Source organism: Candidatus Competibacteraceae bacterium (assembly GCA_016713505.1).
Classification (GTDB): Bacteria; Pseudomonadota; Gammaproteobacteria; order Competibacterales; family Competibacteraceae; genus Competibacter_A.
Genome location: JADJPA010000001.1, coordinates 440,143 through 461,186, shown reverse-complemented (window position 1 = coordinate 461,186; position 21,044 = coordinate 440,143). Strand labels below are relative to the sequence as shown.

General features: G+C 59.8%; 17 protein-coding genes. 7 read left to right on the top strand and 10 right to left on the bottom strand.

Annotated elements, in window-relative coordinates:
• Window positions 1-5: 5 nt before the first annotated feature.
• Entirely contained in the window at window positions 6-5,135 is a 5,130-nt protein-coding gene (locus IPK09_02250; protein ID MBK7982436.1) for a RecQ family ATP-dependent DNA helicase, read from the top strand.
• A gap of 35 nt (window positions 5,136-5,170) precedes the next feature.
• On the opposite strand, the gene IPK09_02245 is transcribed toward IPK09_02250, so the two are convergent.
• A complete protein-coding gene (locus tag IPK09_02245) occupies window positions 5,171-7,243 on the bottom strand; it encodes a response regulator (protein ID MBK7982435.1) in 2,073 nt (690 codons plus the stop codon).
• The gene (locus IPK09_02240) at window positions 7,240-8,091 is read right to left on the bottom strand and encodes a substrate-binding domain-containing protein (protein ID MBK7982434.1); all 852 of its coding nucleotides are present in this window, start codon (window positions 8,089-8,091) and stop codon (window positions 7,240-7,242) included. The genes IPK09_02245 and IPK09_02240 overlap by 4 nt, the downstream gene beginning before the upstream one ends.
• Window positions 8,092-8,447: 356 nt before the next feature.
• Here IPK09_02240 and IPK09_02235 point away from each other — a divergent pair, with 356 nt between their 5' ends.
• The 3 genes from IPK09_02235 to IPK09_02225 are packed head-to-tail and all read left to right on the top strand — an operon-like array spanning window position 8,448 to window position 11,084.
• Window positions 8,448-9,107 (top strand): sigma-70 family RNA polymerase sigma factor, encoded by a 660-nt coding sequence (locus IPK09_02235; protein ID MBK7982433.1) that lies wholly within the window; start codon window positions 8,448-8,450, stop codon window positions 9,105-9,107.
• A 7-nt stretch (window positions 9,108-9,114) separates the two neighbouring features.
• Entirely contained in the window at window positions 9,115-9,822 is a 708-nt protein-coding gene (locus IPK09_02230) for a zf-HC2 domain-containing protein (GenBank protein MBK7982432.1), read from the top strand.
• Window positions 9,819-11,084: a S8 family serine peptidase gene (locus IPK09_02225; protein ID MBK7982431.1), complete on the top strand. Its 1,266-nt coding sequence runs from the start codon at window positions 9,819-9,821 to the stop codon at window positions 11,082-11,084. Before IPK09_02230 ends, IPK09_02225 begins: the two co-directional genes overlap by 4 nt.
• A 2-nt stretch (window positions 11,085-11,086) precedes the next feature.
• On the opposite strand, the gene IPK09_02220 is transcribed toward IPK09_02225, so the two are convergent.
• On the bottom strand, window positions 11,087-11,284 hold the full coding sequence (locus IPK09_02220; GenBank protein ID MBK7982430.1) for a hypothetical protein: 198 nt from the start codon (window positions 11,282-11,284) through the stop codon (window positions 11,087-11,089).
• Between the two features lie 263 nt (window positions 11,285-11,547).
• On the opposite strand from IPK09_02220, the gene IPK09_02215 reads away from it, so the two are divergent.
• Window positions 11,548-13,398 (top strand): phosphoenolpyruvate carboxykinase (GTP), encoded by a 1,851-nt coding sequence (locus IPK09_02215; protein ID MBK7982429.1) that lies wholly within the window; start codon window positions 11,548-11,550, stop codon window positions 13,396-13,398.
• 110 nt (window positions 13,399-13,508) lie between these two features.
• Here IPK09_02215 and IPK09_02210 read toward each other — a convergent pair whose 3' ends face one another.
• The 6 genes from IPK09_02210 to IPK09_02185 form a co-directional block, all read right to left on the bottom strand.
• Window positions 13,509-13,856 carry a carboxymuconolactone decarboxylase family protein gene (locus tag IPK09_02210; protein MBK7982428.1) on the bottom strand — a complete coding sequence of 116 codons (348 nt, stop codon included), beginning with the start codon at window positions 13,854-13,856 and terminating at the stop codon, window positions 13,509-13,511.
• A gap of 71 nt (window positions 13,857-13,927) precedes the next feature.
• Complete coding sequence (locus IPK09_02205) at window positions 13,928-14,074, bottom strand: hypothetical protein (GenBank protein MBK7982427.1); 147 nt, start codon at window positions 14,072-14,074, stop codon at window positions 13,928-13,930.
• A gap of 46 nt (window positions 14,075-14,120) precedes the next feature.
• Window positions 14,121-14,504: a lactoylglutathione lyase gene (gene gloA / locus IPK09_02200; GenBank protein MBK7982426.1), complete on the bottom strand. Its 384-nt coding sequence runs from the start codon at window positions 14,502-14,504 to the stop codon at window positions 14,121-14,123.
• A gap of 72 nt (window positions 14,505-14,576) precedes the next feature.
• On the bottom strand, window positions 14,577-15,794 hold the full coding sequence (locus tag IPK09_02195; GenBank protein MBK7982425.1) for an argininosuccinate synthase: 1,218 nt from the start codon (window positions 15,792-15,794) through the stop codon (window positions 14,577-14,579).
• 151 nt (window positions 15,795-15,945) lie between these two features.
• Window positions 15,946-16,299: a hypothetical protein gene (locus IPK09_02190; GenBank protein ID MBK7982424.1), complete on the bottom strand. Its 354-nt coding sequence runs from the start codon at window positions 16,297-16,299 to the stop codon at window positions 15,946-15,948.
• Between the two features lie 2 nt (window positions 16,300-16,301).
• Window positions 16,302-16,970: a hypothetical protein gene (locus tag IPK09_02185; GenBank protein ID MBK7982423.1), complete on the bottom strand. Its 669-nt coding sequence runs from the start codon at window positions 16,968-16,970 to the stop codon at window positions 16,302-16,304.
• A 446-nt stretch (window positions 16,971-17,416) separates the two neighbouring features.
• Here IPK09_02185 and pyrC point away from each other — a divergent pair, with 446 nt between their 5' ends.
• Window positions 17,417-18,508, top strand: coding sequence for a dihydroorotase (gene pyrC / locus IPK09_02180; protein ID MBK7982422.1), 1,092 nt, complete (start codon window positions 17,417-17,419; stop codon window positions 18,506-18,508).
• Here pyrC and IPK09_02175 read toward each other — a convergent pair.
• Complete coding sequence (locus IPK09_02175) at window positions 18,470-19,402, bottom strand: MBL fold metallo-hydrolase (protein ID MBK7982421.1); 933 nt, start codon at window positions 19,400-19,402, stop codon at window positions 18,470-18,472. The genes pyrC and IPK09_02175 overlap by 39 nt on opposite strands.
• 446 nt (window positions 19,403-19,848) lie before the next feature.
• Between IPK09_02175 and IPK09_02170 the strand changes: the two genes are divergently transcribed.
• Window positions 19,849-21,033 carry an ABC transporter substrate-binding protein gene (locus IPK09_02170; protein MBK7982420.1) on the top strand — a complete coding sequence of 395 codons (1,185 nt, stop codon included), beginning with the start codon at window positions 19,849-19,851 and terminating at the stop codon, window positions 21,031-21,033.
• The last annotated feature ends 11 nt before the right edge of the window (window positions 21,034-21,044 follow it).

The window sequence follows — 21,044 nt, the reverse complement described above, 5'->3', positions numbered from 1 at the left end:
CCTTCATGAACGATCCGATCAGGGAAGCGCCCGCCAGCGGCTTCGCGCCTCATTGCCTTTCCATCGATCTCGAAGTCGGAATCAAGGACCGACGCATCCATCAATTCGCCGGGGTGCGCGGCGATGACGGGCGCTCCTTCCTGTTCAACTCCGGCGACTTAAACGCGCACCTCGCCAAGCTCGACGACTTCGCCGAAGGCTGCGCTTTCCTGCTCGGCCATAATCTGATCGCCTTCGACGCGCCGCATCTGGCGGCCGCCAAACCCGATTTGCGCCTGCTCAAACTGCCGATGGTGGATACCCTGCTCCTCAACCCGTTAGCCTTCCCCCGGAATCCTTATCACCATCTCGTCAAACACTATCAAGACGGTCAACTCAAGCGCGGGCGGCTGAACGATCCGCAATTGGATGCGTGCCTGACCTTGGAGGTCTTTCGGGACCAGCAAAACGCCTTGCGCGCCCTCCGCCAATCCGCGCCGGATTTGCTGCTCGCCTGGCATTGGTTGACCGCGACGCAAGGACCGACCGCCGGTCTGAATGCTTTTTTCATGACGGTCCGGCACCGATCGCGCCCGACCGAAGCGGAAGCCCAAACCGCCATCGAACGGTTTTTGCGCGGACGCGGCTGCCTCAATCACGCGCGCGCCATTTTAACCGAAGCGAAACAGCACGCTTGGCCGTTAGCCTACGCCTTGGCGTGGCTGTCGGTGGCGGGCGGTAATTCAGTCATGCCGCCCTGGGTGCGCCACCAGTTTCCGGAAGCGGGCATTTTGGTGCGCCGCCTGCGGGATAGCGCGTGCGGCGATCCAGCTTGCGCGTGGTGTCGGGATCGGCACAGCGCGCTGAAGGAACTGAAGCATTGGTTTCCCGACATCCCAGGCTTTCGTGCCGAACCGGCTCATTCCGATGGGCGACCCTTGCAACAGTGCATCGTCGAAGCCGCCATGGCCGGCGAACATGTGTTGGGAATACTGCCGACCGGGACCGGAAAATCGCTGTGCTATCAGCTTCTCGCGCTATCCCGCTACGACAAGATCGGCGCTTTGACGGTCGTCATTTCACCTCTGGTGGCCTTGATGGCGGATCAAATCACCAGCTTGAAAAATGGCGGCATCAAACACTGCGATGCCATCAACGGTCTGTTGTCCCTACCGGAACGCACCGACGTACTGGATCGGGTCCGGCTGGGTGATATCGGCATTTTGCTCATTTCGCCGGAACAATTACGCAATCGCACCGTGCGCAATGTGCTGGCCCAACGCGAAATTGGCGCGTGGGTGTTGGATGAGGCGCACTGTCTTTCCAAATGGGGTCACGATTTTCGACCCGACTACCGTTATGTCGGCCGCTTCATTCAGGAAAAAGCCGGCCAAGACCCTATTCCCACGGTGTTGTGCCTGACCGCCACCGCCAAACCGGACGTGGTGGCTGACATCGTGGACTACTTCCACGCCAAGCCGTCCATCGACTTGCGGGTTTTCGATGGCGGATCCAGCCGCGCCAATTTGGAATTTATCGTTCTTAAAACCACCAGCGCCGAGAAATTCGCGCATGTCCATCAGTTGTTGGAAACGGATTTAACGCCCGGTTCGCCCGGCGGTGCCATCGTGTACTGCGCGACCCGCAAACACGCCGAGGAGATTGCCGATTTCTTGCGTCAAAAACAGATGCCCGCCGAGCACTTCCATTCCAAGCTGACGCCCGACGTGAAGAAAAACGTGCAAGAACGCTTCAAAAACGGCGGTTTGCGGGCCATCGCCGCAACCAACGCTTTCGGCATGGGCATCGATAAATCCGATGTGCGCTTGGTGGTTCACGCCGATATTCCGGGCTCGCTGGAAAACTACCTGCAAGAAGCGGGACGCGCCGGCCGCGATCAAGCGCCAGCGCGCTGTGTGCTGCTTTACACCTCCGACGATGTGGAAAGGCAATTTTTCATGTCCGCGCGCTCCCGGTTGAACCAGCGCGAGATTCAATCAATCCTCAAAGCCTTGCGCAACCTGGACCGCAAAAAGCGGCTCGGCGGCGAAGTGGTGGCCACGGCCGGTGAGATTCTGAGCAAGGAAAACGAAGAGGTTTTCGAGCGCGATTCCGCGACTGACGACACTCGCGTGCGCGTGGCGCTGGCTTGGCTGGAGGAAACGCACTTGCTCGCCCGCGAGGAGAATCGGGTGCAAATTTTTCCGTCCTCCCTCCGCGTGCGATCGGTGGAGGACGCCCGACGAAAACTGGAAGCAAAACCGATGTTCGAGGATTACCGCCGCCAGTTACTTTCGCTGGTGGAAGCGCTGATGGCGGCGGACTCCGACCAGGGGCTTTCAACCGACGAACTGATGGGGCTATCGGGATTGAGCGCGGTGAAAATCCGCGCCGCGCTTTACGATTTGGAACGCTTGGGGATCGCCAGCAACGATACCTCTCTAACCGCTTTCGTGCACGTCGGGGTGGAGCACAACTCAAGAAAGCGGTTGGAAGAAGCCACCAACCTCGAAACCGCCTTGCTCGACGAATTGCGTCAAACAGCGCCGGAACTTGAAAAAGGCGAAACCTCGGTTTTACACCTGCGGCGGGCGACCCAACATTTGAAGGATCGAGGTCACGCCAACGCCTTGCCGGAAAAACTCTGGGGAGTCATTGAAAGTCTCGCGCGCGACGGCTGCGACGAAGACGGGGGCACCGGCAGCTTGCAAGTTAGGCGCTTGGATGCGGAAACCGCGCAGGTGACGCTACGGCGGGAATGGTCGACGCTCGACCAACTTGCCCGGCGGCGGCGGACGGCGGCGGACCGGCTTCTAAGCCACCTGCTCGATGACCTGCCGTCGGGGACGCGAGGGACGGATATCCTGGTCGAAACCACGCTCGGCAAGCTGATGGCGGCGCTCGAACGCGACCTGCTGCTCAAAGCGGAAATGAAAGCTCCCGCCAAACTGCTCGACCGCGCTCTGCTATGGCTCCACGAACAGGAAATTATTCGCCTGAACAAAGGCTTGGCTATTTTTCGCTCGGCCATGACCATCCGTCTCGCCCCAGAAAAACGCAACTTCTTGAAGGCCGATTTTATCCCCCTCACGCAGCACTATGACGAACAGGTGGTGCAAATCCACGTCATGGTGGAATACGTCCAGCGCGGCCTCAGCGCCATGGCGGAAGCGCTGCGGCTGGCGATGGATTACTTCACACTGCAACGCGCCGAGTTTTTGAGCCGCTGGTTGCCGGAGCGAGAAAAGGAATTGTCCCGACAGACGACCCCGGAATCTTGGCGGGCCATCGTCGAATCCCTGAACAACCCGACCCAACAAAAAATCGTAACCGATGATCGGGATCGCGCCAACGTCTTGATCTTGGCGGGTCCGGGTTCCGGAAAAACTCGCGTGCTGGTGCATCGCATCGCGTATCTGGTCCGAGTCAGGCGAGAAAATCCGCGCGGCGTTTTGGCCCTCGCTTATAACCGTCACGCGGCGGTTGAAATCCGCCGACGTTTGACCGATCTGATCGGTGACGACGCCAAGGGCGTTACCATTCTCACCTGCCACGCGCTCGCCATGCGGCTGGTGGGCGCAAGCTTCGCCGACCGCGCCGCCATGGACGAGGATGCCTTCAGGGTCGTATTGCGACAGGCGGTGGCGCTGCTAAAAGGCGAAGGGCTAGCCTCGGACGAGGCCGATGTGCAGCGGGAACGCCTCCTGGCCGGATTTCGCTGGATATTGGTCGATGAATATCAGGATATCGGCCCGGATCAATACGATCTGATCTCGGCGTTGGCCGGCCGCACCCTACAGGACGAAGACGGCCGGCTCAGCTTGCTTGCGGTGGGCGACGACGACCAGAACATCTATGCCTTCGATGGCGCGTCGGTTGAATTCATCCAGCGCTTCGAGGCCGACTACGCCGCGAAGCCAGTTTATCTGATCGAGAACTACCGCTCCACCGCCCACATCATCGCCGCCGCCAACCGAATCATCGAACCGGCCCGCAACCGGATGAAAACCGAGCACCCGATCACGATTGACCGCGCCCGCTCCAAAATTCCGCCCGGCGGCGACTGGCGGCGTCTAGATTCCGTCTCTCAAGGTCGCGCCCAAATACTGCCGGTCGGAACCGACCCTCTGACGCAAGCCATGGCGGTGATGGCGGAACTGCAACGCTTGTCCGCGCTAACCTCGGATTGGAATTGGGCGAACGCGGCGGTGATCGCCCGCAACTGGCATTTTTTGGAACCGGTGCGCGGCTACTGCGAACTTCACGATATTCCAGTCCAAATGGCCAACGAAGAAGCTCCAAATTTTTGGTGGCTGCGAGAGACTCAAGCGTTGGTCGAATGGTTGAAGGCCAGAGAACACCCGTTTATCAATGCGGAGATTCTCAAGCAATGGCTCGATGGCAAAGGACCGGGCCGCTGGTGGGCTTTATTGAGGGAAGCCATGGATGAATATGCCTTGGAAAGCAGCAACGCGGAATCGCCGAAAGGCCATTTTAAGGAATGGCTCATCGAATGGGGTCGAGAAGTCCGGCGACGGCAAACGGGCTTGCTGCTGCTGACCGCCCATCGCGCCAAAGGGCTGGAATTCGACCATGTGGCGGTGCTCGACGGCGGCTGGAGCCAACGCGATCGCAACGAGGACCGGGATGCGCCGCGCCGGTTGTACTACGTCGCCATGACTCGCGCCAGGAAAACGCTGACTTTGGCCCGCTTTGCCGCACGACATCCCCTATTGGATCCATTGCCCGAAAGCCCCGAACTTCTTCGGCGTCCACCCAGCGCGCTGTCGCCGCCGTCGCCCGTTTTAGCACGCAGCCGCAAGCGCCTGAGCTTGAAAGATGTTTACATCGGCTTTGCGGGCCTCTATCCGGACAACCATCGCGTGCATCGCGCTATCGCGGCTCTCAACGTTGGCGATGCGCTACTTTATCGGCAGGAAGGAAAACGCAAGTTGCTGCTGGACGGTAACGGCGACCGGGTGGGCCAACTCGCTAAAGGTTTTGCCTCGCCTCCCAACACGACGTGCATCGCGGCGCGGGTGGCGGCCATCACCGTCAGTCAGAAAACCCATACTGAACCCGAATATCGCGATTCGTTGCGCTGCGAGCGGTGGGAGGTGGTCGTAACGGAATTGACCTTAGAGCCGACGGCTTGAACGTCCCGCACGGCACATCTCAAGCGGAACAAGCCTCAAGCTCGATCTGGAACCCAGCGCCTGAGCGTCTCGTAAAGATCGTTCCGCGAAAACGGTTTGGCTAAATAATCGTTCATCCCGACCGCCAAGCAGCGCTCCCGGTCTTCGGAAAAAGCATTCGCGGTCAGCGCGACGATGGGAGTTGGGCGCGGATTGGCTCGCTGGGGTTCGGCTGCTTCGCGAGCGCGAATTTGCCGGGTCGCTTCGAAACCATCCATCTCCGGCATCTGGCAATCCATCAGCACGATGTCGAAAGGGCGCTGGCTCCAAGCGTCCAGTGCCTCCCGCCCGTCGGTCGCCAGTTCCACCTCTAGCCCCAGTCCTTTCAGCATCTCCTCGGCGACCAAGCAATTGACGGGATTATCCTCAGCCAGCAGCACCCGCCCGGTGAGCCGTTGCACCCCGTCCATCCGAAGCGACGATGACTTGGCTTCGTTCGCGGCGACCGTCAGGTTCGCCGTGAACCAAAAAGTCGTTCCCAGTCCCGGCGCGCTCTGGTAGTCGATCCGCCCTCCCATCATTTCGACGATTTGCTTGGAAATGACCAGACCGAGGCCGGTGCCACCGTATTTGCGCGTCGTGGAATCGTCCGCCTGCGCGAAGGGTTGAAACAGGCGAGCGCCCGCTTCCTCGGAAATACCGATCCCCGTATCCTGCACCGTGAAGCGCAGCCGACAGGCTGCGCCGGCGTCCTCCATCTGTTCGGTCCCGTCGCGAACCACTTCAACCCGAACGCTCCCGCGCTGGGTGAATTTGATGGCGTTACTGGCCAGATTGGCGAGGACTTGATGCAGCCGACCGGGATCGCCGCACACGCGAAGCGGCACATCGGCGGCCACGTTCCATCGCAGCTCCAGTTGCTTGCGGCGGGCTTGGGGAACCAGCATCCGCAACGTATCGGTCACTCGCTGCCGGAGGTCGAAAACAGTTTCCGAAAATGTGAATTTACCGGCCTCGATCTTCGAGAAATCGAGGATTTCGTCGATGATGCGCAGCAGCGTCGTGCCAGAGTCCGTCAAAACTTCCAGATAATGCCGCTGCTGGTCGGTGAGCGGCGTTTGTTCCGCCAGTAGTTGGGCCATGCCCAAAACCCCGTTCATCGGCGTGCGGATTTCATGGCTCATATTGGCCAAAAACCGCGACTTAGCCCGGTTGGCGGCTTCGGCGGCGTCGCGGGCCTGGCGCAGCGATCCTTCGATCCGCTTGCGCTCGGTGAGATCGTGCACGACGACCTGTAACGCTGGCTGCCCTTTGTAGACAAAAGGCGCGGCGGCCACTTCCACCGGAAACCTCGTGCCGTCGAGCCGCAGGTAGCACTCTTCCAGCAAGGGAGCGGCGGTTCTCAGCGCCTGAAGCTGTTGCAACCGCTCGCGCACGACTGGATGAGAGTCGGGATGGATGCGATCCCAAAACGAGGTACCCAGCAGCGAGGCTGCGGAATCCGCTCTAAACATGCGCACTCCGGCGGCGTTGATGTAGGCGATGCGCCCATTTTGATTGATGTAAATCGCATCGGGGGATAGCTCGACCAATTGCCGATAGGCATTTTCGCTGTCCACCAGCGCCCGCGTCGCCCGCCGCAACGCGCGCAAGGGAATGAGTCGCAGCGGAAAAAAAATGAGCAGCCCCAGCCCCAGACCGGCCAAGGCGACCAGCGCGGTCTCCACCACTAAATCCCGCAGCGAAACGATGGCCTCGACCCTGCCGGCTTCGGCCCCGAAATCATAAAATGGATAGGCGCGGCTCAAGGTCGGCGCGACCAGAACCGGCGGCGCCAGCCGGGCGATACGAGTTCCTTGCTGGTCGATCACGGCGTAACCGCGCTGGAGGTTGGCGTACTTGTGCATGACCGCCTCCAGTCGTTCGGCTTGGAAGCGCCACATGCCGGCGTTATGGTTAATGTGCTCCGAGACCGCCGCCGCGACGATGCGAACCTCGCTTTCCAATCCTCCGCTGAGATTCCGATACGACCAGAGAAAAAACCCCGCCGGCGGCAACAGCGTCGCCACGACCGCCAAGCCGCCGGCCAAGGCGGTCAACAGGCGATCTCGCTGAAAGCGCCCGCTCACGGTTGCCGCGCGGCGGGAATGTAGCCGGCCCGCTCAAGCACTTCGCGTCCGGACGTTGACAGGATGAATTCCATAAAACCTTGGGCAGCCGGCGATAACCGGGGTCCGCGCGTCAGATAAAGCCGCTTGGCATGAGGATAACTGCCCTGGTTCAAAGCGGCCAAAGTCGGTGTCACGCCGTTGATGGGGATGGGATACAGCTTCCGCTTTTGGGCTTGTATCAAGGCCAGATTGGTGGTGCCGAGGGCGCCGGGGGTCTTCTCCAACAGTTCCACATTCTCCAAATCGTTAGCGGCGACCAGCATACCGGACCGCGCCAGCGCCGCTTCGACCGCCCGATCCATGACCGGCGACAACTTGCGCAACGCCAACGTGTCTGACTCCATCGGGCTACGCAACACCAGCCGGATCGGTGATCCATCGGCCCAGGTCGTGACCTTGCCCTCATAAATCGCCGCCAGTTGTTCTAAAGAGAAACCGGGTTGTGCCTCCGGCTTGGAACTGACTACCAGAAAGAGGGTGCGACCCAACTCCCAATCCTGACCGCCCCTGGCTTTTTCTTCTTCCGTCAACGATTTGCCCGGAACCGCCAGATCGATAGCCCCCTCCAGAACCGCGCGAATCGAGGCATTGCTGCTCATCGGCGGGTCAAGCACTTGTATCGCGACCTCCGGCTTGAGCTGGCGGTAAGCCCGCGCGAATAGCTCGATCAGCGGGGTCGCGGAACCTGTGCCGCCAATGCTGAGCGTCTCGGCGCGGGCGAGTTCCAAAGGATTTGCCAATCCCACCGCGAGCGCGAAACTTAGCATCAAGCCGCTGAATCCCATTTTCGATATAAGGATTTTCATGACCTTCGCCCCTTTTTAGAGCAGCCACCCAGACTTTAGCTGTGTTCGAATGAGATTACATTGTTACAAACTGCTCCTCACGACTCAAGTTTGATTCTGATGTATCAAAAATTGAAGGGTCACTTGCGAAATCGCCCCTCGGGTTCTTGCGAGGAGGAGTCGACACTTGCACACGGTCAGTCATAGCCTGCGTGACTCTCGTCACGCGCAAACGCGGACAACGCTCAAGCGCGGGGCCAACGCCTATACTTAAAAAAGGCCGCTGGCCGATACGACCGTCTTGAACCTTTAATACGCCGCTGGGGAATACTTAACGAGCGGATGCGCGCTTCCGGCCTCCGAGGAGACTCTAACCGATGAGCCAGCACCCCGCGCCATCGCGCTTTAGCGCTGGGACCGCCGCCGAAACAACCGATCTTGAATTGATCCGCGCGGTGGCGGGCAAGGACCGCCACGCCCTCAAACAATTGTATGAACGCTACGCGCCGCGCGTCGGACGTTATCTGCTCAAGCTGCTGAAACAGCCCGAACTGGTGGACGAAGCCGTGAACGACACCATGCTGGCGCTCTGGCAGTCCGCCGACCGCTTCGACCCCGCCGCCGGGCAGCTTTTGACCTGGCTGTTCGGCATCGCCCATAACAAGGGTCTCAAGACCTTGCGCCGGACCGGGCGTTTTCGCGCCGACCAGTCCATCGATACCCTAGCGCCGGACGTGCTGGATGAGGCCGAGGATCGCGAGCCATCCCTGCGGGCCGCCCCGCACGGCCCAGAACAAACCGTATTGGGCTGGGAATTGGGTGGGATCTTGCAGTGGGCGCTGGAACAGCTTTCGACCGAGCATCGCAGCGTGATCGAGCTGGCGTTCGGTGAGGAACTCGCCTATCCGCAAATCGCCGAAATCGTCGGCTGCCCGCTTAACACGGTCAAAACCCGGATGTTTCACGCCCGCAAGAGGCTGGCCCAACTGCTGGCCCGGCGCGGCTATCGGGACGTTGCCACGGCGCAGGAGGAGTAACCCCATCATGCCCATGATTCCGCCCGCCCCCCGGCCGCTAGATCGGCACGCGGCCATCGAAGCGCTGCTGCCGTGGTATGCGAATGGCACCCTGACTCCGGTCGAAACGGCCGCGGTCGAACAGCACCTCACGCACTGTCATGCCTGCCGTGCCGAAGTGGCGCGATGCCGGACGCTTGCAACCGCCATCGGCCAAGAAAATCAACGAGAAGTCTGGCAACCGGCCCCGGACGGTTTCGACCGCCTGCTGGCGCAAATCGACCAACAGGAAGGCGAGCCGACCTCGGCGGTAACCCGTCGCCCCCGCTTGCTCGAACGCCTGAGCGTTTGGCTGGGAGCCACCCCCAACCCGGTGCGCTGGACGCTGGCGCTGGAAAGCTTGGCGGTGGCGGCGCTGTTGCTGGTGATCGCGCTGCCTGGAACGCGCCTGCCTTCGGACTATGAAACCTTGTCGGGCGCCCCCCGACCGCCGGCGGCGACAGGGCCGCGCTTGCGGATCGTTTTTGCCGACGCCGCCACCGCCAAGGATATCCAAAGCCTGCTGCAAGAAATCGACGGCAGCATCGTCGCCGGGCCCACGGCGCTCGGCGTTTACACCGTCACCCTGCCGGCGGGAGCGCGTTCGGACCAAGTCCGCGCCGCCGCGCTCGGCACGCTGCGCGCCCGCCATCACGTTCGCCTGGCCGAAGCAGCTACCGACGGAGATCATCCATGAGACCCGCGAAGCAATGGCGCTCAAGCGGCGTGGTCGCCGCCGTACTGGCGGTGCTGTTCGGTTGCGCTGGTTCGCCCGATCAAGCCGATTCTGCGCCGGCGACGGCCATCGACGAACCCGGCGTTCCCAAACAGTTGCAGGCCCGTCAGATCATCGTGGCGCTGCCCGACCGGTCGCGGCCAGACTGGCCGGCCATCAGCCGTGACTTGCAGACGCAATACCGGCTCCGACCGGTCGGCGAATTCCCGCTGACCTCCATCGGCGTGCAGTGCTTGGTCTTTCAGGTGCCCGCCGATCAGTCCATGGCTGGGGTAATCGGTCGGCTCAACGCTGATCCACGAGTCGTGCTGGTCCAGCCCAATCAAAGCTTCGAAGGTTTGCAAGGCGGAGCGAGCAATCCGTATCGTGAGTTGGCCTATGGAGCGAAACAGTTGCGAGCCGATCTAGCGCACCGCGCCAGCACCGGTCGCGACGTGGCGGTGGCGGTCATCGACACCGGAGCCGACACCGACCATCCCGACCTGCGCGGGCAGATCGCGCAAATCGCCACCTTCGTGGAAGGCGGCGAACCTTCCTTCCGCAGCGACCGTCACGGCACGGCGGTGGCCGGCGTCATCGGCGCCCGCGCGGGGGGTGGAAACGAGGGCATCGCGCCCGGCGCGCGGCTGACGGTGCTCAAAGCGTGTTGGTATTCAGACCCGGCCGCAAGCAAGGCCCGATGCAGCAGTTGGACTTTGGCGAAAGCGGTGGACCATGCCATCACCCACCGGCTCAAGGTGCTGAACTTGAGCCTCGGCGGACCGACGGACGATTTGCTGGCGCGCTTGCTGGCGGCCGCCGAGCGGAACGGGATCATCGTGGTCGTGGCGACGCTGGACAATCCGCACGATCCGGGGTTTCCCGCGTCGCTCGATACCGTCATCCCGGCGGTCGCTTGCGACGTGAACGGCCGGATCGCCGCGCCGCGCTGGTCCGGCCTCTCGTTCGCGGCGGTCGCGCCCGGCGTGGAGGTGGTCGCGCTGTCGCCGAACGCCAGCTACACGCTGATGTCCGGCAGTTCGCTGGCCGCCGCTCATGTCACCGGCGTCGTCGCCCTGTTGCTGCAACAGAACCCGCAAGCGACGCCCGATCAGATCAGAACCGTGCTGCGCGCCACCGCTAGGCCAGTCGCCGGCTCAACACCGGCCGGCATGCCACGCCTGGGGCTGCTCGACGCCTGCGCGGCGTTGGCCCGGCAGAATCCCACCTTGGTTTGCCCTTGAAATCAGCACGGTAGCAACCCGCTGACGCCGAGCGCGAGCGCGACCAGCAGCAGGCCCGCAATGATTCCTCGCCGCTTTTTGGGCACGACGGGAGAAAACCCCGCTGGGCCGGCACGCCGGTCCGGCGTCACGCTCACTGTTTGGTTTGGATCGGGCGCGGGTCTTCTTTGGATGCCTAGCAGGACACTGTCATCGATCATGGTGGCTCTCTAATTATTGCGGGTCTCGTCTGTGATTCCCGCCTGCCCCACCGAGGGTTCAAAAAGCGGCGAAACCGCAATCACGTGGCGCGGCGCGTCGTCGGTGGCGTCCCGACCCGCTTGATGATAACCTTGCGTCTTGTTGTGCAACCGGCTCCTACAAGAGTTGCGCTCGGTCGAAATTCCGCGCGGAACATGATGAACCGGCACCTCCTGATGGTTTCTCAACCCCAACGCACTCCATACCAAAGGGGATTTAAGCAATGGCAATCGCTCATGATGGTAAAAACCGGACCAGCAACGCCAAGTTGTTGAAATGGGTGGATGAAATCGCCGAACTGACCCAGCCAGCGCGCATCCATTGGGTCGATGGCTCGCAGGAAGAAAATGATCGCCTGTGCGAAGAGATGGTGAAAGGCGGCACCTTCATCAAGCTGAACCCAGCCAAGCGCCCCAATTCCTATCTCGCCCGCTCCCATCCGTCGGATGTGGCGCGCGTCGAGGACCGCACCTTCATCTGCTCGGAAAACAAGGAAGACGCCGGCCCGACCAATAACTGGGCGCCCCCGGCCGAAATGCGCGCGCAGCTCAAAGAGCAGTTCAAGGGCTGTATGCGCGGTCGCACCATGTACGTCATCCCGTTCAGCATGGGGCCGATCGGCAGCCCGATCGCCCAGATCGGCATCGAGATCACCGACTCGGCCTACGTGGTCGTCAACATGCGGATCATGACCCGCATGGGCCAGAAGGTGCTCGACACCCTGGGCAGCGACGGCTTTTTCATCCCTTGCGTCCACTCGGTCGGCGCGCCGCTCGAACCCGGTCAGAAAGACGTGCCGTGGCCGTGCGAGCCGGACATCAGCCGCAAGGCGATTGTGCATTACCCCGAAACCCGCGAGATCTGGTCTTACGGCTCGGGTTACGGCGGCAACGCTCTGCTCGGCAAGAAGTGCCTGGCGCTGCGCATCGCCTCGGCCATGGCCCGCGATGAAGGCTGGCTGGCCGAACACATGCTGATCCTGGGTCTGGAATCGCCCGAAGGCGCGAAGACCTACGTGGCGGCGGCGTTCCCCAGCGCCTGCGGCAAAACCAATCTGGCCATGATCGTGCCGCCCAAGGGCTTCGGCAAGTGGAAGGCGCTGACCGTCGGCGACGACATTGCCTGGATCAAGCCGCGTCCCGATGGCACTTTGCGCGCCATCAACCCCGAGGCCGGCTTCTTCGGCGTCGCGCCCGGCACCTCCTATGATTCCAACCCGATGGCGATGGAGTCGATCAAAACCAACACTATCTTCACCAACGTGGTGTTGACCGACGACGGCGACGTGTGGTGGGAAGGCATGGGCGTCGAGCCGCCCAAACACGGCATCGACTGGCAGGGCAACGACTGGACGCCGGATGCCGGCAAGCCAGGCGCGCACGCCAACTCGCGCTTCACCGCGCCCGCCTCGCAGTGCCCGACCATCGACCCGGCTTGGGAGGATCCCGCCGGCGTGCCGATCTCGGCCTTCATTTTCGGCGGCCGCCTGTCCAAGACCTTCCCGCTGGTTTATCAGGCCTACGACTGGAACCACGGCGTGTTCATGGCCGCGACCATGGGCTCGGAAGCCACCGCCGCCGCCATCGGCGTCACCGGCATCCGTCGCGATCCGTTCGCCATGCTGCCGTTCTGCGGCTACAACATGGCGTCTTATTGGAATCATTGGGTCAACATGGGCAAGAAGTCCGGCTTGAAGCTGCCCAAGATTTTCCGCACCAACTGGTTCCGCAAGGATGCCAACGGCAAGTTCGTTTGGCCGGGCTACGGTCAAAACATGCGGGTGCTGGAATGGATCGTGAAGCGGGTCAACGACAAGGTCGGCGCTGTGGAAAGTCCGTTCGGTTACATGCCGCGCTATGAGGATATGGACTTCCAAGGCTTGGAATTCTCCAAGGAGCAGTTCGAAACCATCACCAGCATTAACCGCGCCGAAGCGGCCAGCGAAGTCGAGGAAATTAAAGGTTTCTTCGACAAGTTCGGCCAGAAGCTGCCGCCGGAACTCGAAGCGCAACGCCAGGAATTCGGCAAGCGCGTCGAGAAAGCGCCCGAAGTCTGGAAGGCGGTAACCGCCTGAGCTTCGGTTGAAACGCGCTTCGAACGGATCGCGTTTCAAATCCCAACATCAAAAAAGCCGGCTTGCGCCGGCTTTTTTATGGAGGCGTTCGCGCCGCGAAACCCACAACGTCATTTTGCTTGGGAGCGCGCGCCGAAAACCGCCTCCATTACCTGTAATGCGAAACGCGCCGAAACCGTGGCGGGACCGCCACCCATTTCGATACCGACTTCCACCGCTTCCAGCACTTCCTCATAGCTCGCACCCGCTTTGGCGGCTTGCTCGATATGCCATTGCATACAGGATTCGCAGTTGATCCGCACCGAAATTCCTATCGCGATCAGTTCCTTGATCTTTTTCGGCAGCACGCCGTCCGCGTAGGTCGCGCTTTCCATCGCCAAAAAGGCTTCATAAACCTTGGAGTGCTTATCGACCAGCGTCTGATGCGCCCATTGCCGCGTCCGCGCCAGTTCTTGCATTCGATTTCGATCCATGATTGCGTTCCTTTTTAGCGTTAGGTCTCTTTGAGGGAGTCTGGGTCGGCGCGTTGCTAACTCTGCGAATCAGACGGCTCCGCTGGAGGCGTGGGACTTTTATCCAGCTTGCGTTGGTTTTTTTCTTGCTGCTTTTCTTCCTGTTTCTTCTTCTTGGCGAGGTCTCGCTGGCGTTTTTCGTACTGATAGTTGGGTTTGGCCAATGGGGTTCCTTAGGGATAAAAGGGATAGGGAGGTGATTTCCGGTGGTTATTTTCTGCCGATCAGCTCGATGGGATAACCGTCAGGATCTTCGATGAAGGAAATGATGGTGGTGCCCGCATTCATCGGCCCAGCCTCGCGCAGAATTTTACCACCGCGATTCTTCACTTCCTCGGTCGCGCGGTAAACATCATCGACTTCAAGGGCGATATGGCCGTAAGCGGTGCCCATCTCGTAGCGATCCACGCCCCAATTGTAGGTGAGTTCGATGACGCTGTGTTCCGATTCCGCGCCGTAACCCAGAAAGGCCAGGGTGAATTTGCCATCGGGATAATCTTTCTGGCGCAGCAACTTCATACCCAGGATTTCGGTATAAAACTTGATCGAACGGTCGAGATCGCCCGTTCTCAGCATGGTGTGCAGAATACGCATAAGCGTTCTCTCCAAGGATGGAATGGGCGCTGCAAGCCCGGCGCATCGGTGGCTAGCGCCGGACCATTCGCCTCAGCGTCGTCCTTTCAGCGCCGCAATCCGCATCCGCAAGGCGTTGAGTTTGATGAACCCACCGGCGTCTTTCTGATCGTAAGCGCCGGCGTCATCCTCGAAGGTGGCGATGTTCATATCGAACAGGCTGTCGTCAGACTTGCGCCCGGCGATGATGACGTTGCCCTTGTACAGCTTGACCCGCACCGTGCCGTTCACCGGGGCTTGCGAGGCATCGATCAAGGTTTGCAGCATCTTGCGTTCGGGACTCCACCAGTAGCCGTTATAAACCAGCGCGGCGTAACGCGGCATCAGATCGTCCTTGAGATGAGCGACCTCGCGATCCAGCGTCAGCGACTCCATCGCCCGGTGCGCTTTGAGCATGATGGTGCCGCCGGGCGTTTCGTAGCAGCCGCGCGATTTCATGCCGACGTAGCGATTTTCCACGATGTCGGCCCGGCCGATACCGTGCTCGCCGCCCAGTTTATTCAGTCGGGTCAGCACGGCGGCTGGCGTCAACGCCTCGCCGTCGATGGCCACGATATCGCCGTTGCGATAACCCAGTTCGATGACGCGCGGCTGATCCGGCGCTTTTTCCGGCGACACCGACCAGCGCCACATCGCCTCGTCCGGCTCGCTCCACGGATCTTCCATTACCCCGCCTTCGTAGGAAATATGCAGCAGATTGGCGTCCATCGAATACGGCGATTTCGTGCCGCGCTTCATCTCCACCGGAATACCGTGCTTTTCCGCATAAGCCAGCAATTTCTCACGCGACAGTAAATCCCACTCCCGCCACGGCGCGATGATTTTGATGTCCGGCTTGAGGGCGTAGGCCCCCAGCTCGAACCGCACCTGATCGTTGCCCTTGCCGGTGGCGCCGTGCGAGACGGCATCCGCCCCGGTCTGCACTGCAATTTCGATCTGGCGCTTGGCGATCAACGGCCGGGCGATGGAGGTGCCGAGCAGGTATTCGCCTTCGTAAATGGCGTTGGCTCGAAACATGGGGAAGACGAAATCGCGCACGAACTCCTCGCGCAGATCCTCGATGAAGATATTTTCCGGCTTGATCCCGGCCAGTTGCGCCTTATGCCGGGCCGGTTCCAGCTCCTCACCCTGCCCCAGATCGGCGGTAAAGGTCACGATCTCGCACTGATAGACGTCTTGCAACCACTTCAGGATGACCGAGGTATCCAGGCCGCCCGAATAGGCCAGCACGACTTTTTTCACAGCAGACATAAGGTTCCCCACAATAATGATCGGTTCGAATAGCCAGAGCGGCCCGGACTACCGTCGGCCGCAGCCGCCGCAAGCCGCTAGCTTAAGGTTTTAGCCTCGGGCGTCAAGGCGTGCGCTGGGGGAATTCATCCAAGCCGATCAAGATGGGTCCTCAGCGACCAGAATCCACTTTATTGAGCATTCTTTTTTCTGGCATTCCTCGTGATAGCCATTGCTCATATTGAAGCATCAGATTGTTTTTATCCACATAATGGATCCCTCCTAACGATGCCAGCGCCAAAACTACTGCGACCAAAGGGATATAAAATGTCCTCCGTATAAATCCCACCAGTAGCGCAAACCCAATGAGTCCGTAAGATAAAAAATTAAAAGCTGTGATATCAACGCCAATGTGGTTTTCGGGCACCGTCACGATGCGTATGATAATAAACGCCCAAAACACGAGATGTAAGGCTAAACCCGTAAAGAGCAAAAGCGATAAAAAACCTCTGATAGCTTTAGACATGCTTAGACCCTGAATACGATTCCAGCCATCCGGCGATCAGACCCAAAAAAAAGCGTCGGGGTGTTTTTTCTTCTATCGTAAGCCCACAAACACATTCTGTTATCCGAAGCGGAAGTTTCCTGGTAAGTCATCCAGTCTTTTGAAAAATAGGCGTAGCCAGATTGCCCGACCGTCGGAACACCTTGTACCAGCGCAAAAGAATGCGCGGGTATCCAGCTTCGTCCCTTCGCCAAACCGGTATTGCAACCCGATAAAATCAAAAATCCATTTTTCGCCCAAGGCAGTTTTTTCAGCGCCACGATTTCCGAGTGCTTGAGGGTTCCATCTTCATTATCCGATCGAGAAAATTCGAGGCCATCATTTCTGTTGTCACCGATTGAAGCATGAGTTAAAAGATTGCCCGCCAATACTTCAAAATGACCCCCTGCCGCCAGCGCATATAATTCGTCCCACGCAGCTTTAAAGCTTTTTTCCGAAGTCACTTGTTTTTCGAAAAACTCATCGATGGCCACGGAAAAATTATACCGTTTCTTGATTTCATCGCGCCATGTTTGAGCGGCTTTTTTAAAAGCATCATCGTCTGTTTTATAATACAAGGCAAAAAATAACCGGGGCGCTTTATTTTCAATATTTTTCGGAATATGCGGTATTAATTCTGTCACTTGCCACATGTTGGCTCCGCCTCTTCATTTAGTGCATAATAAATTTGCTTGATAAAACAGCCTTTCTTGTCAAACCGTGACAAGAGGGCTAGGCCGTCACGTTCGTTTCTGGTTTCAGGAGCCACGCAACCGGAGTATTGCTTCCCGACCAGGGGCGAGGCGCTGACCGAAAAAACCGAGCAGCCACATTCTCAAATACGCCTATTACACGTATCACAAGCTGGAAATCTAGCGCTGTAAACCACCCCAAAACGCAGACTTCACTGTCCTTAAATTTATAGCAGTTTTGCTTAAAATGATACATGATCCAAAGATAGCGCAAAAAACGTCAAATAAAACCGGGGAAATATCCGCTCCGAAAGGCCATTGAGACCAATTCGCGGAATTTTTATTTAATATATTGATTTTAAATAAAGAAGTGGATCAATAACCCGGCGAACACCCAAAAACTTGCCATGAACACTCTCCGTTTTACCCGTCCTGATGACTGGCACTTGCATGTGCGCGATGGCGCGGCCCTGCGCGCGGTGGTGCCGCACAGCGCCCGTCAGTTCGCCCGCGCCATCATCATGCCCAACCTGCGCCCGCCGGTGACGACCGCCGAACAGGCCTTGAGCTACCGGTCGCGAATTTTGGAAGCCGTGCCGCCCGCGGCGGCTTTCCAACCGCTGATGACCCTCTATTTGACCGACGCCACCCCACCCGCCGAGATCGCCCGCGCCAAGGCGACCGGCCATATCGTCGCCTGCAAGCTTTATCCCGCCGGCGCAACGACGCATTCCGATGCGGGCGTGACCGACCTTCGCGGAATTTACCCGGTGTTGGACGCGATGCAGACCCAAGGATTGCCGTTATTGATTCACGGCGAGGTCACCGACCCGACGGTCGATCTGTTCGACCGTGAGGCGGTGTTCATCGAACGGGTTTTGGACCCGCTCACGCGGGATTTTCCCGTCTTGAAGATCGTGCTGGAGCACATCACGACCCAGGATGCGGCGGATTACGTGCGAGAAGCGCCGGCCACGGTTGCCGCCACCCTCACCGCTCATCACCTGCTCTACAACCGCAACACGATTTTTCAGGGCGGCATCCGGCCTCATTACTACTGCCTGCCGGTCCTCAAGCGCGAGCGGCACCGTCAGGCGCTGCTCGAAGCCGCCACCAGCGGCAACCCCAAATATTTTCTCGGCACCGACAGCGCACCCCATCCGCGTCAAGGCAAGGAAACCGCTTGCGGCTGCGCCGGCTGCTACACCGCTCACGCCGCGCTGGAGCTGTACGCCGAGGCGTTCGATTCGGTCGGCGCATTGGAGCGGCTGGAAGCCTTTGCCAGCTTTCATGGCCCCGATTTTTACGGCCTACCGCGCAATACTGGCACGATCACCCTGTGCCGTCAGGCGACCTTGGTGCCCGAACGGTTGCCGTTCGGCGCGGATGAATTGGTTCCACTGCGGGCCGGGGAAACACTGGCCTGGCGCATCGCGCCGGCAGCGACAGACCAACCCTGCTCATCCCAATTCCAACACGTCTCCATTACCCAGGAATAAATTCGTTTGAGAGCCGTTACGGGCGGTACCTCGCTGCACCGGTAGGCCGATTTCCAACATTTTCTCGACCGCCGTGCGCCCGGTGCAATGATTGCAAGCCAGTTTGTCGATGTGGTAGCTGCGCAGGCCGTTGATGATGCGATCGCGGGCTTCATCCCAATCATCCAGCGGCGCGATGTGCAGCCCGCCGTAAAGCGCGTGAATGCGCTCGCCGCCGACGAACGCCTGACGGGCGTAGTCCAATAAATTGAGGACGCCACCATGACCGCAGCCGGTCACCATCGCCATGCCGCGCTCGTGAAGATGGGCGTACAGGACATTTTCGCCCCCGACCTTCAGCAGCGTGTTCATCGGAAAACTGACCAGCGCCAGGCCGCGAAACAGAATCTGGGGTCGGTCGGCGGCCACGGTGACGACCGATCCGGTATGACCCTGCTGGCGGATCAAATCGAAGCCCGCCGGATGAAACCCTTCGGGGACGTAAATGGTGATTCCGGGGCAGTGCTTGAGCGTCGATCCGACCCCCCAAAAGTGATCGAAATGCTCGTGACTGATGATGAGCGCTTCGATCTCGCCTTCCCGCAATAGCCGGTCGATGCCTTCCTCAGCGAAACGCCGGTCCATCCAGGCCGGATTCCAGCCGGTGTCGAACAGCAGACGGCGCACGCTCCCATCGATCTGTTCCGCCTCCAGCAAGGCCGAGAAGCCAGCGGCGTTATCCGCGTGCAGCGCGCCAAACGGTGGCCAGGGGATGGCGTACTGATCGGTTTCAGCGCCACCGGCCTCACGAATGTCGCCAAATACGGTATCGGTATCGAACCAACCCGTTTCGGAAATGCAGCGGATCGTCAACCGTTTCAAGACGCCTATATCGAGTTTGCGAGCGGTTGTCATGGCGGTTATCTCCCATGATAAAGACGGGGCTTGTCTTCTCTCGACCGACCGATAAGATTGTTCGAATGAAGCCGCAGTATTTCTGAGCTGTACCACGCTATCGCGGTTCCCAGTCACTACAATTGAAATCCGACCCGAGTGACCTTCAATCGGCTCAAGCGAGCTCATCCCATCAAACTATCTCCAATAAGAGTAATCTTGTTAGGACTGTTTTTGGGGGGTCTGGACAATATACCTTTGACTTGGCGCAGCCAACCCGACCCGGACGGTACAGGCGGGTGGCGCATACCACCCATCGGGTAGATCATCATCTAATCCGATGGCGATAACCCAAACGTGCCGAAACGGCGGGCGACAAGCCGCCGCGCGAAGCGTGAATGACACTTGATTCAAGGGGATGCGTGATGGCGATGATGGACAACTTATCGAGCAGGCGACTGCGTGGCATGGCCTTGCTGCTGGCTGCGTTCATCACGGCTGGAGCGATCGGCGCCGCCGAACCGTCTTGGGAAGACATCGAGAAAACAGCGCGAGGTCAAGCCGTGTATTGGAACGGCTGGGGCGGCGATGAAAAAATCAACGCCTACATCGCCTGGGTCGGCGACCAGGTCAAGGACCGCTATGGCATCGTGCTCCATCATGTGAAGGTGGCCGATATCGCCGAAACCGTATCGCGGATTCTGGCGGAAAAATACGCCGGCCGCCACGAAAAGGGCACGGTGGATCTGCTGTGGATCAACGGCGAAAATTTTCACACCATGAAGGATAACGGTTTATTGTTCGGGCCTTTCTCCGAGCGGCTGCCCAACTACCCCTCGGTCGATACCGTCACCATCCCAAGCACCAAGCTGGATTTCACCGAGCCGGTCGACGGCATGGAAGCCCCGTGGGGCAAGGCCCAGATCGTTTTCATTTACGATCCGACGCAATTAACCCATCCGCCGAAGTCGGCTTCCGAACTGATGGCTTACGCCAAGGCGCATCCCGGCCGGTTCACCTATCCAGAACCGCCGGATACGCTCGGCTCGACCTTTCTCAAACAGATCCTCATCGAACTGACCGACCAGCAAGAAGCCTTGCAAAAACCGGTGAGCGAAACCAGTTTCGGGCCGGTGACCGTGCCGTTGTGGGGGTGGCTGGACGAAATCCGCCCGCACCTCTGGCGGCAAGGTCACACCTTCCCCCAAAGCGCGCCGGCGCTGCGCCAACTGCTGGCGGATAGCGAAATCGATCTCGCGTTCAGTCTCAACCCCAACGACGCTTCGGCGGAAATCGAAAAAGGCAACCTGCGGAACACGGTGCGCACCTACGTATTGGCCGGCGGCACCATCGGCAACACTCATTTCGTTGCCATTCCTTACAATTCCAGCGCCAAGGAGGGCGCCCAGGTCGTCGCCAATTTCCTGCTGTCACCCGAAGCGCAAGCCCGCAAACTGGACCCCACCGTTTGGGGCGATCCGACCGTGCTGGGCCTCGAAAAGCTGACGGCCGCCGACCGCGAGCGATTTACCCGGTTGAAGCGAGGCGTCGCCACGCTGAGCCCTGGCGAACTGGGCACGCCGTTGCCCGAACCGCACCCGAGTTGGATGGAGCGACTGGAAGCCGCATGGCGCGCCCGCTACAGCCGCTAGTTTGAGACGCC

What these genes read in the sequence shown, in the direction of transcription:
- IPK09_02250 (MBK7982436.1), top strand. Translation starts at nt 6, where the DNA reads ATGAACGATCCGATCAGGGAAGCGCCCGCCAGCGGCTTCGCGCCTCAT.
- IPK09_02240 (MBK7982434.1), bottom strand. Translation starts at nt 8,091, where the DNA reads ATGAAAATCCTTATATCGAAAATGGGATTCAGCGGCTTGATGCTAAGT.
- IPK09_02235 (MBK7982433.1), top strand. Translation starts at nt 8,448, where the DNA reads ATGAGCCAGCACCCCGCGCCATCGCGCTTTAGCGCTGGGACCGCCGCC.
- IPK09_02230 (MBK7982432.1), top strand. Translation starts at nt 9,115, where the DNA reads ATGCCCATGATTCCGCCCGCCCCCCGGCCGCTAGATCGGCACGCGGCC.
- IPK09_02225 (MBK7982431.1), top strand. Translation starts at nt 9,819, where the DNA reads ATGAGACCCGCGAAGCAATGGCGCTCAAGCGGCGTGGTCGCCGCCGTA.
- IPK09_02220 (MBK7982430.1), bottom strand. Translation starts at nt 11,284, where the DNA reads ATGATCGATGACAGTGTCCTGCTAGGCATCCAAAGAAGACCCGCGCCC.
- IPK09_02215 (MBK7982429.1), top strand. Translation starts at nt 11,548, where the DNA reads ATGGCAATCGCTCATGATGGTAAAAACCGGACCAGCAACGCCAAGTTG.
- IPK09_02210 (MBK7982428.1), bottom strand. Translation starts at nt 13,856, where the DNA reads ATGCAAGAACTGGCGCGGACGCGGCAATGGGCGCATCAGACGCTGGTC.
- gloA (MBK7982426.1), bottom strand. Translation starts at nt 14,504, where the DNA reads ATGCGTATTCTGCACACCATGCTGAGAACGGGCGATCTCGACCGTTCG.
- IPK09_02195 (MBK7982425.1), bottom strand. Translation starts at nt 15,794, where the DNA reads ATGTCTGCTGTGAAAAAAGTCGTGCTGGCCTATTCGGGCGGCCTGGAT.
- IPK09_02190 (MBK7982424.1), bottom strand. Translation starts at nt 16,299, where the DNA reads ATGTCTAAAGCTATCAGAGGTTTTTTATCGCTTTTGCTCTTTACGGGT.
- IPK09_02185 (MBK7982423.1), bottom strand. Translation starts at nt 16,970, where the DNA reads ATGTGGCAAGTGACAGAATTAATACCGCATATTCCGAAAAATATTGAA.
- pyrC (MBK7982422.1), top strand. Translation starts at nt 17,417, where the DNA reads ATGAACACTCTCCGTTTTACCCGTCCTGATGACTGGCACTTGCATGTG.
- IPK09_02175 (MBK7982421.1), bottom strand. Translation starts at nt 19,402, where the DNA reads ATGACAACCGCTCGCAAACTCGATATAGGCGTCTTGAAACGGTTGACG.
- IPK09_02170 (MBK7982420.1), top strand. Translation starts at nt 19,849, where the DNA reads ATGGCCTTGCTGCTGGCTGCGTTCATCACGGCTGGAGCGATCGGCGCC.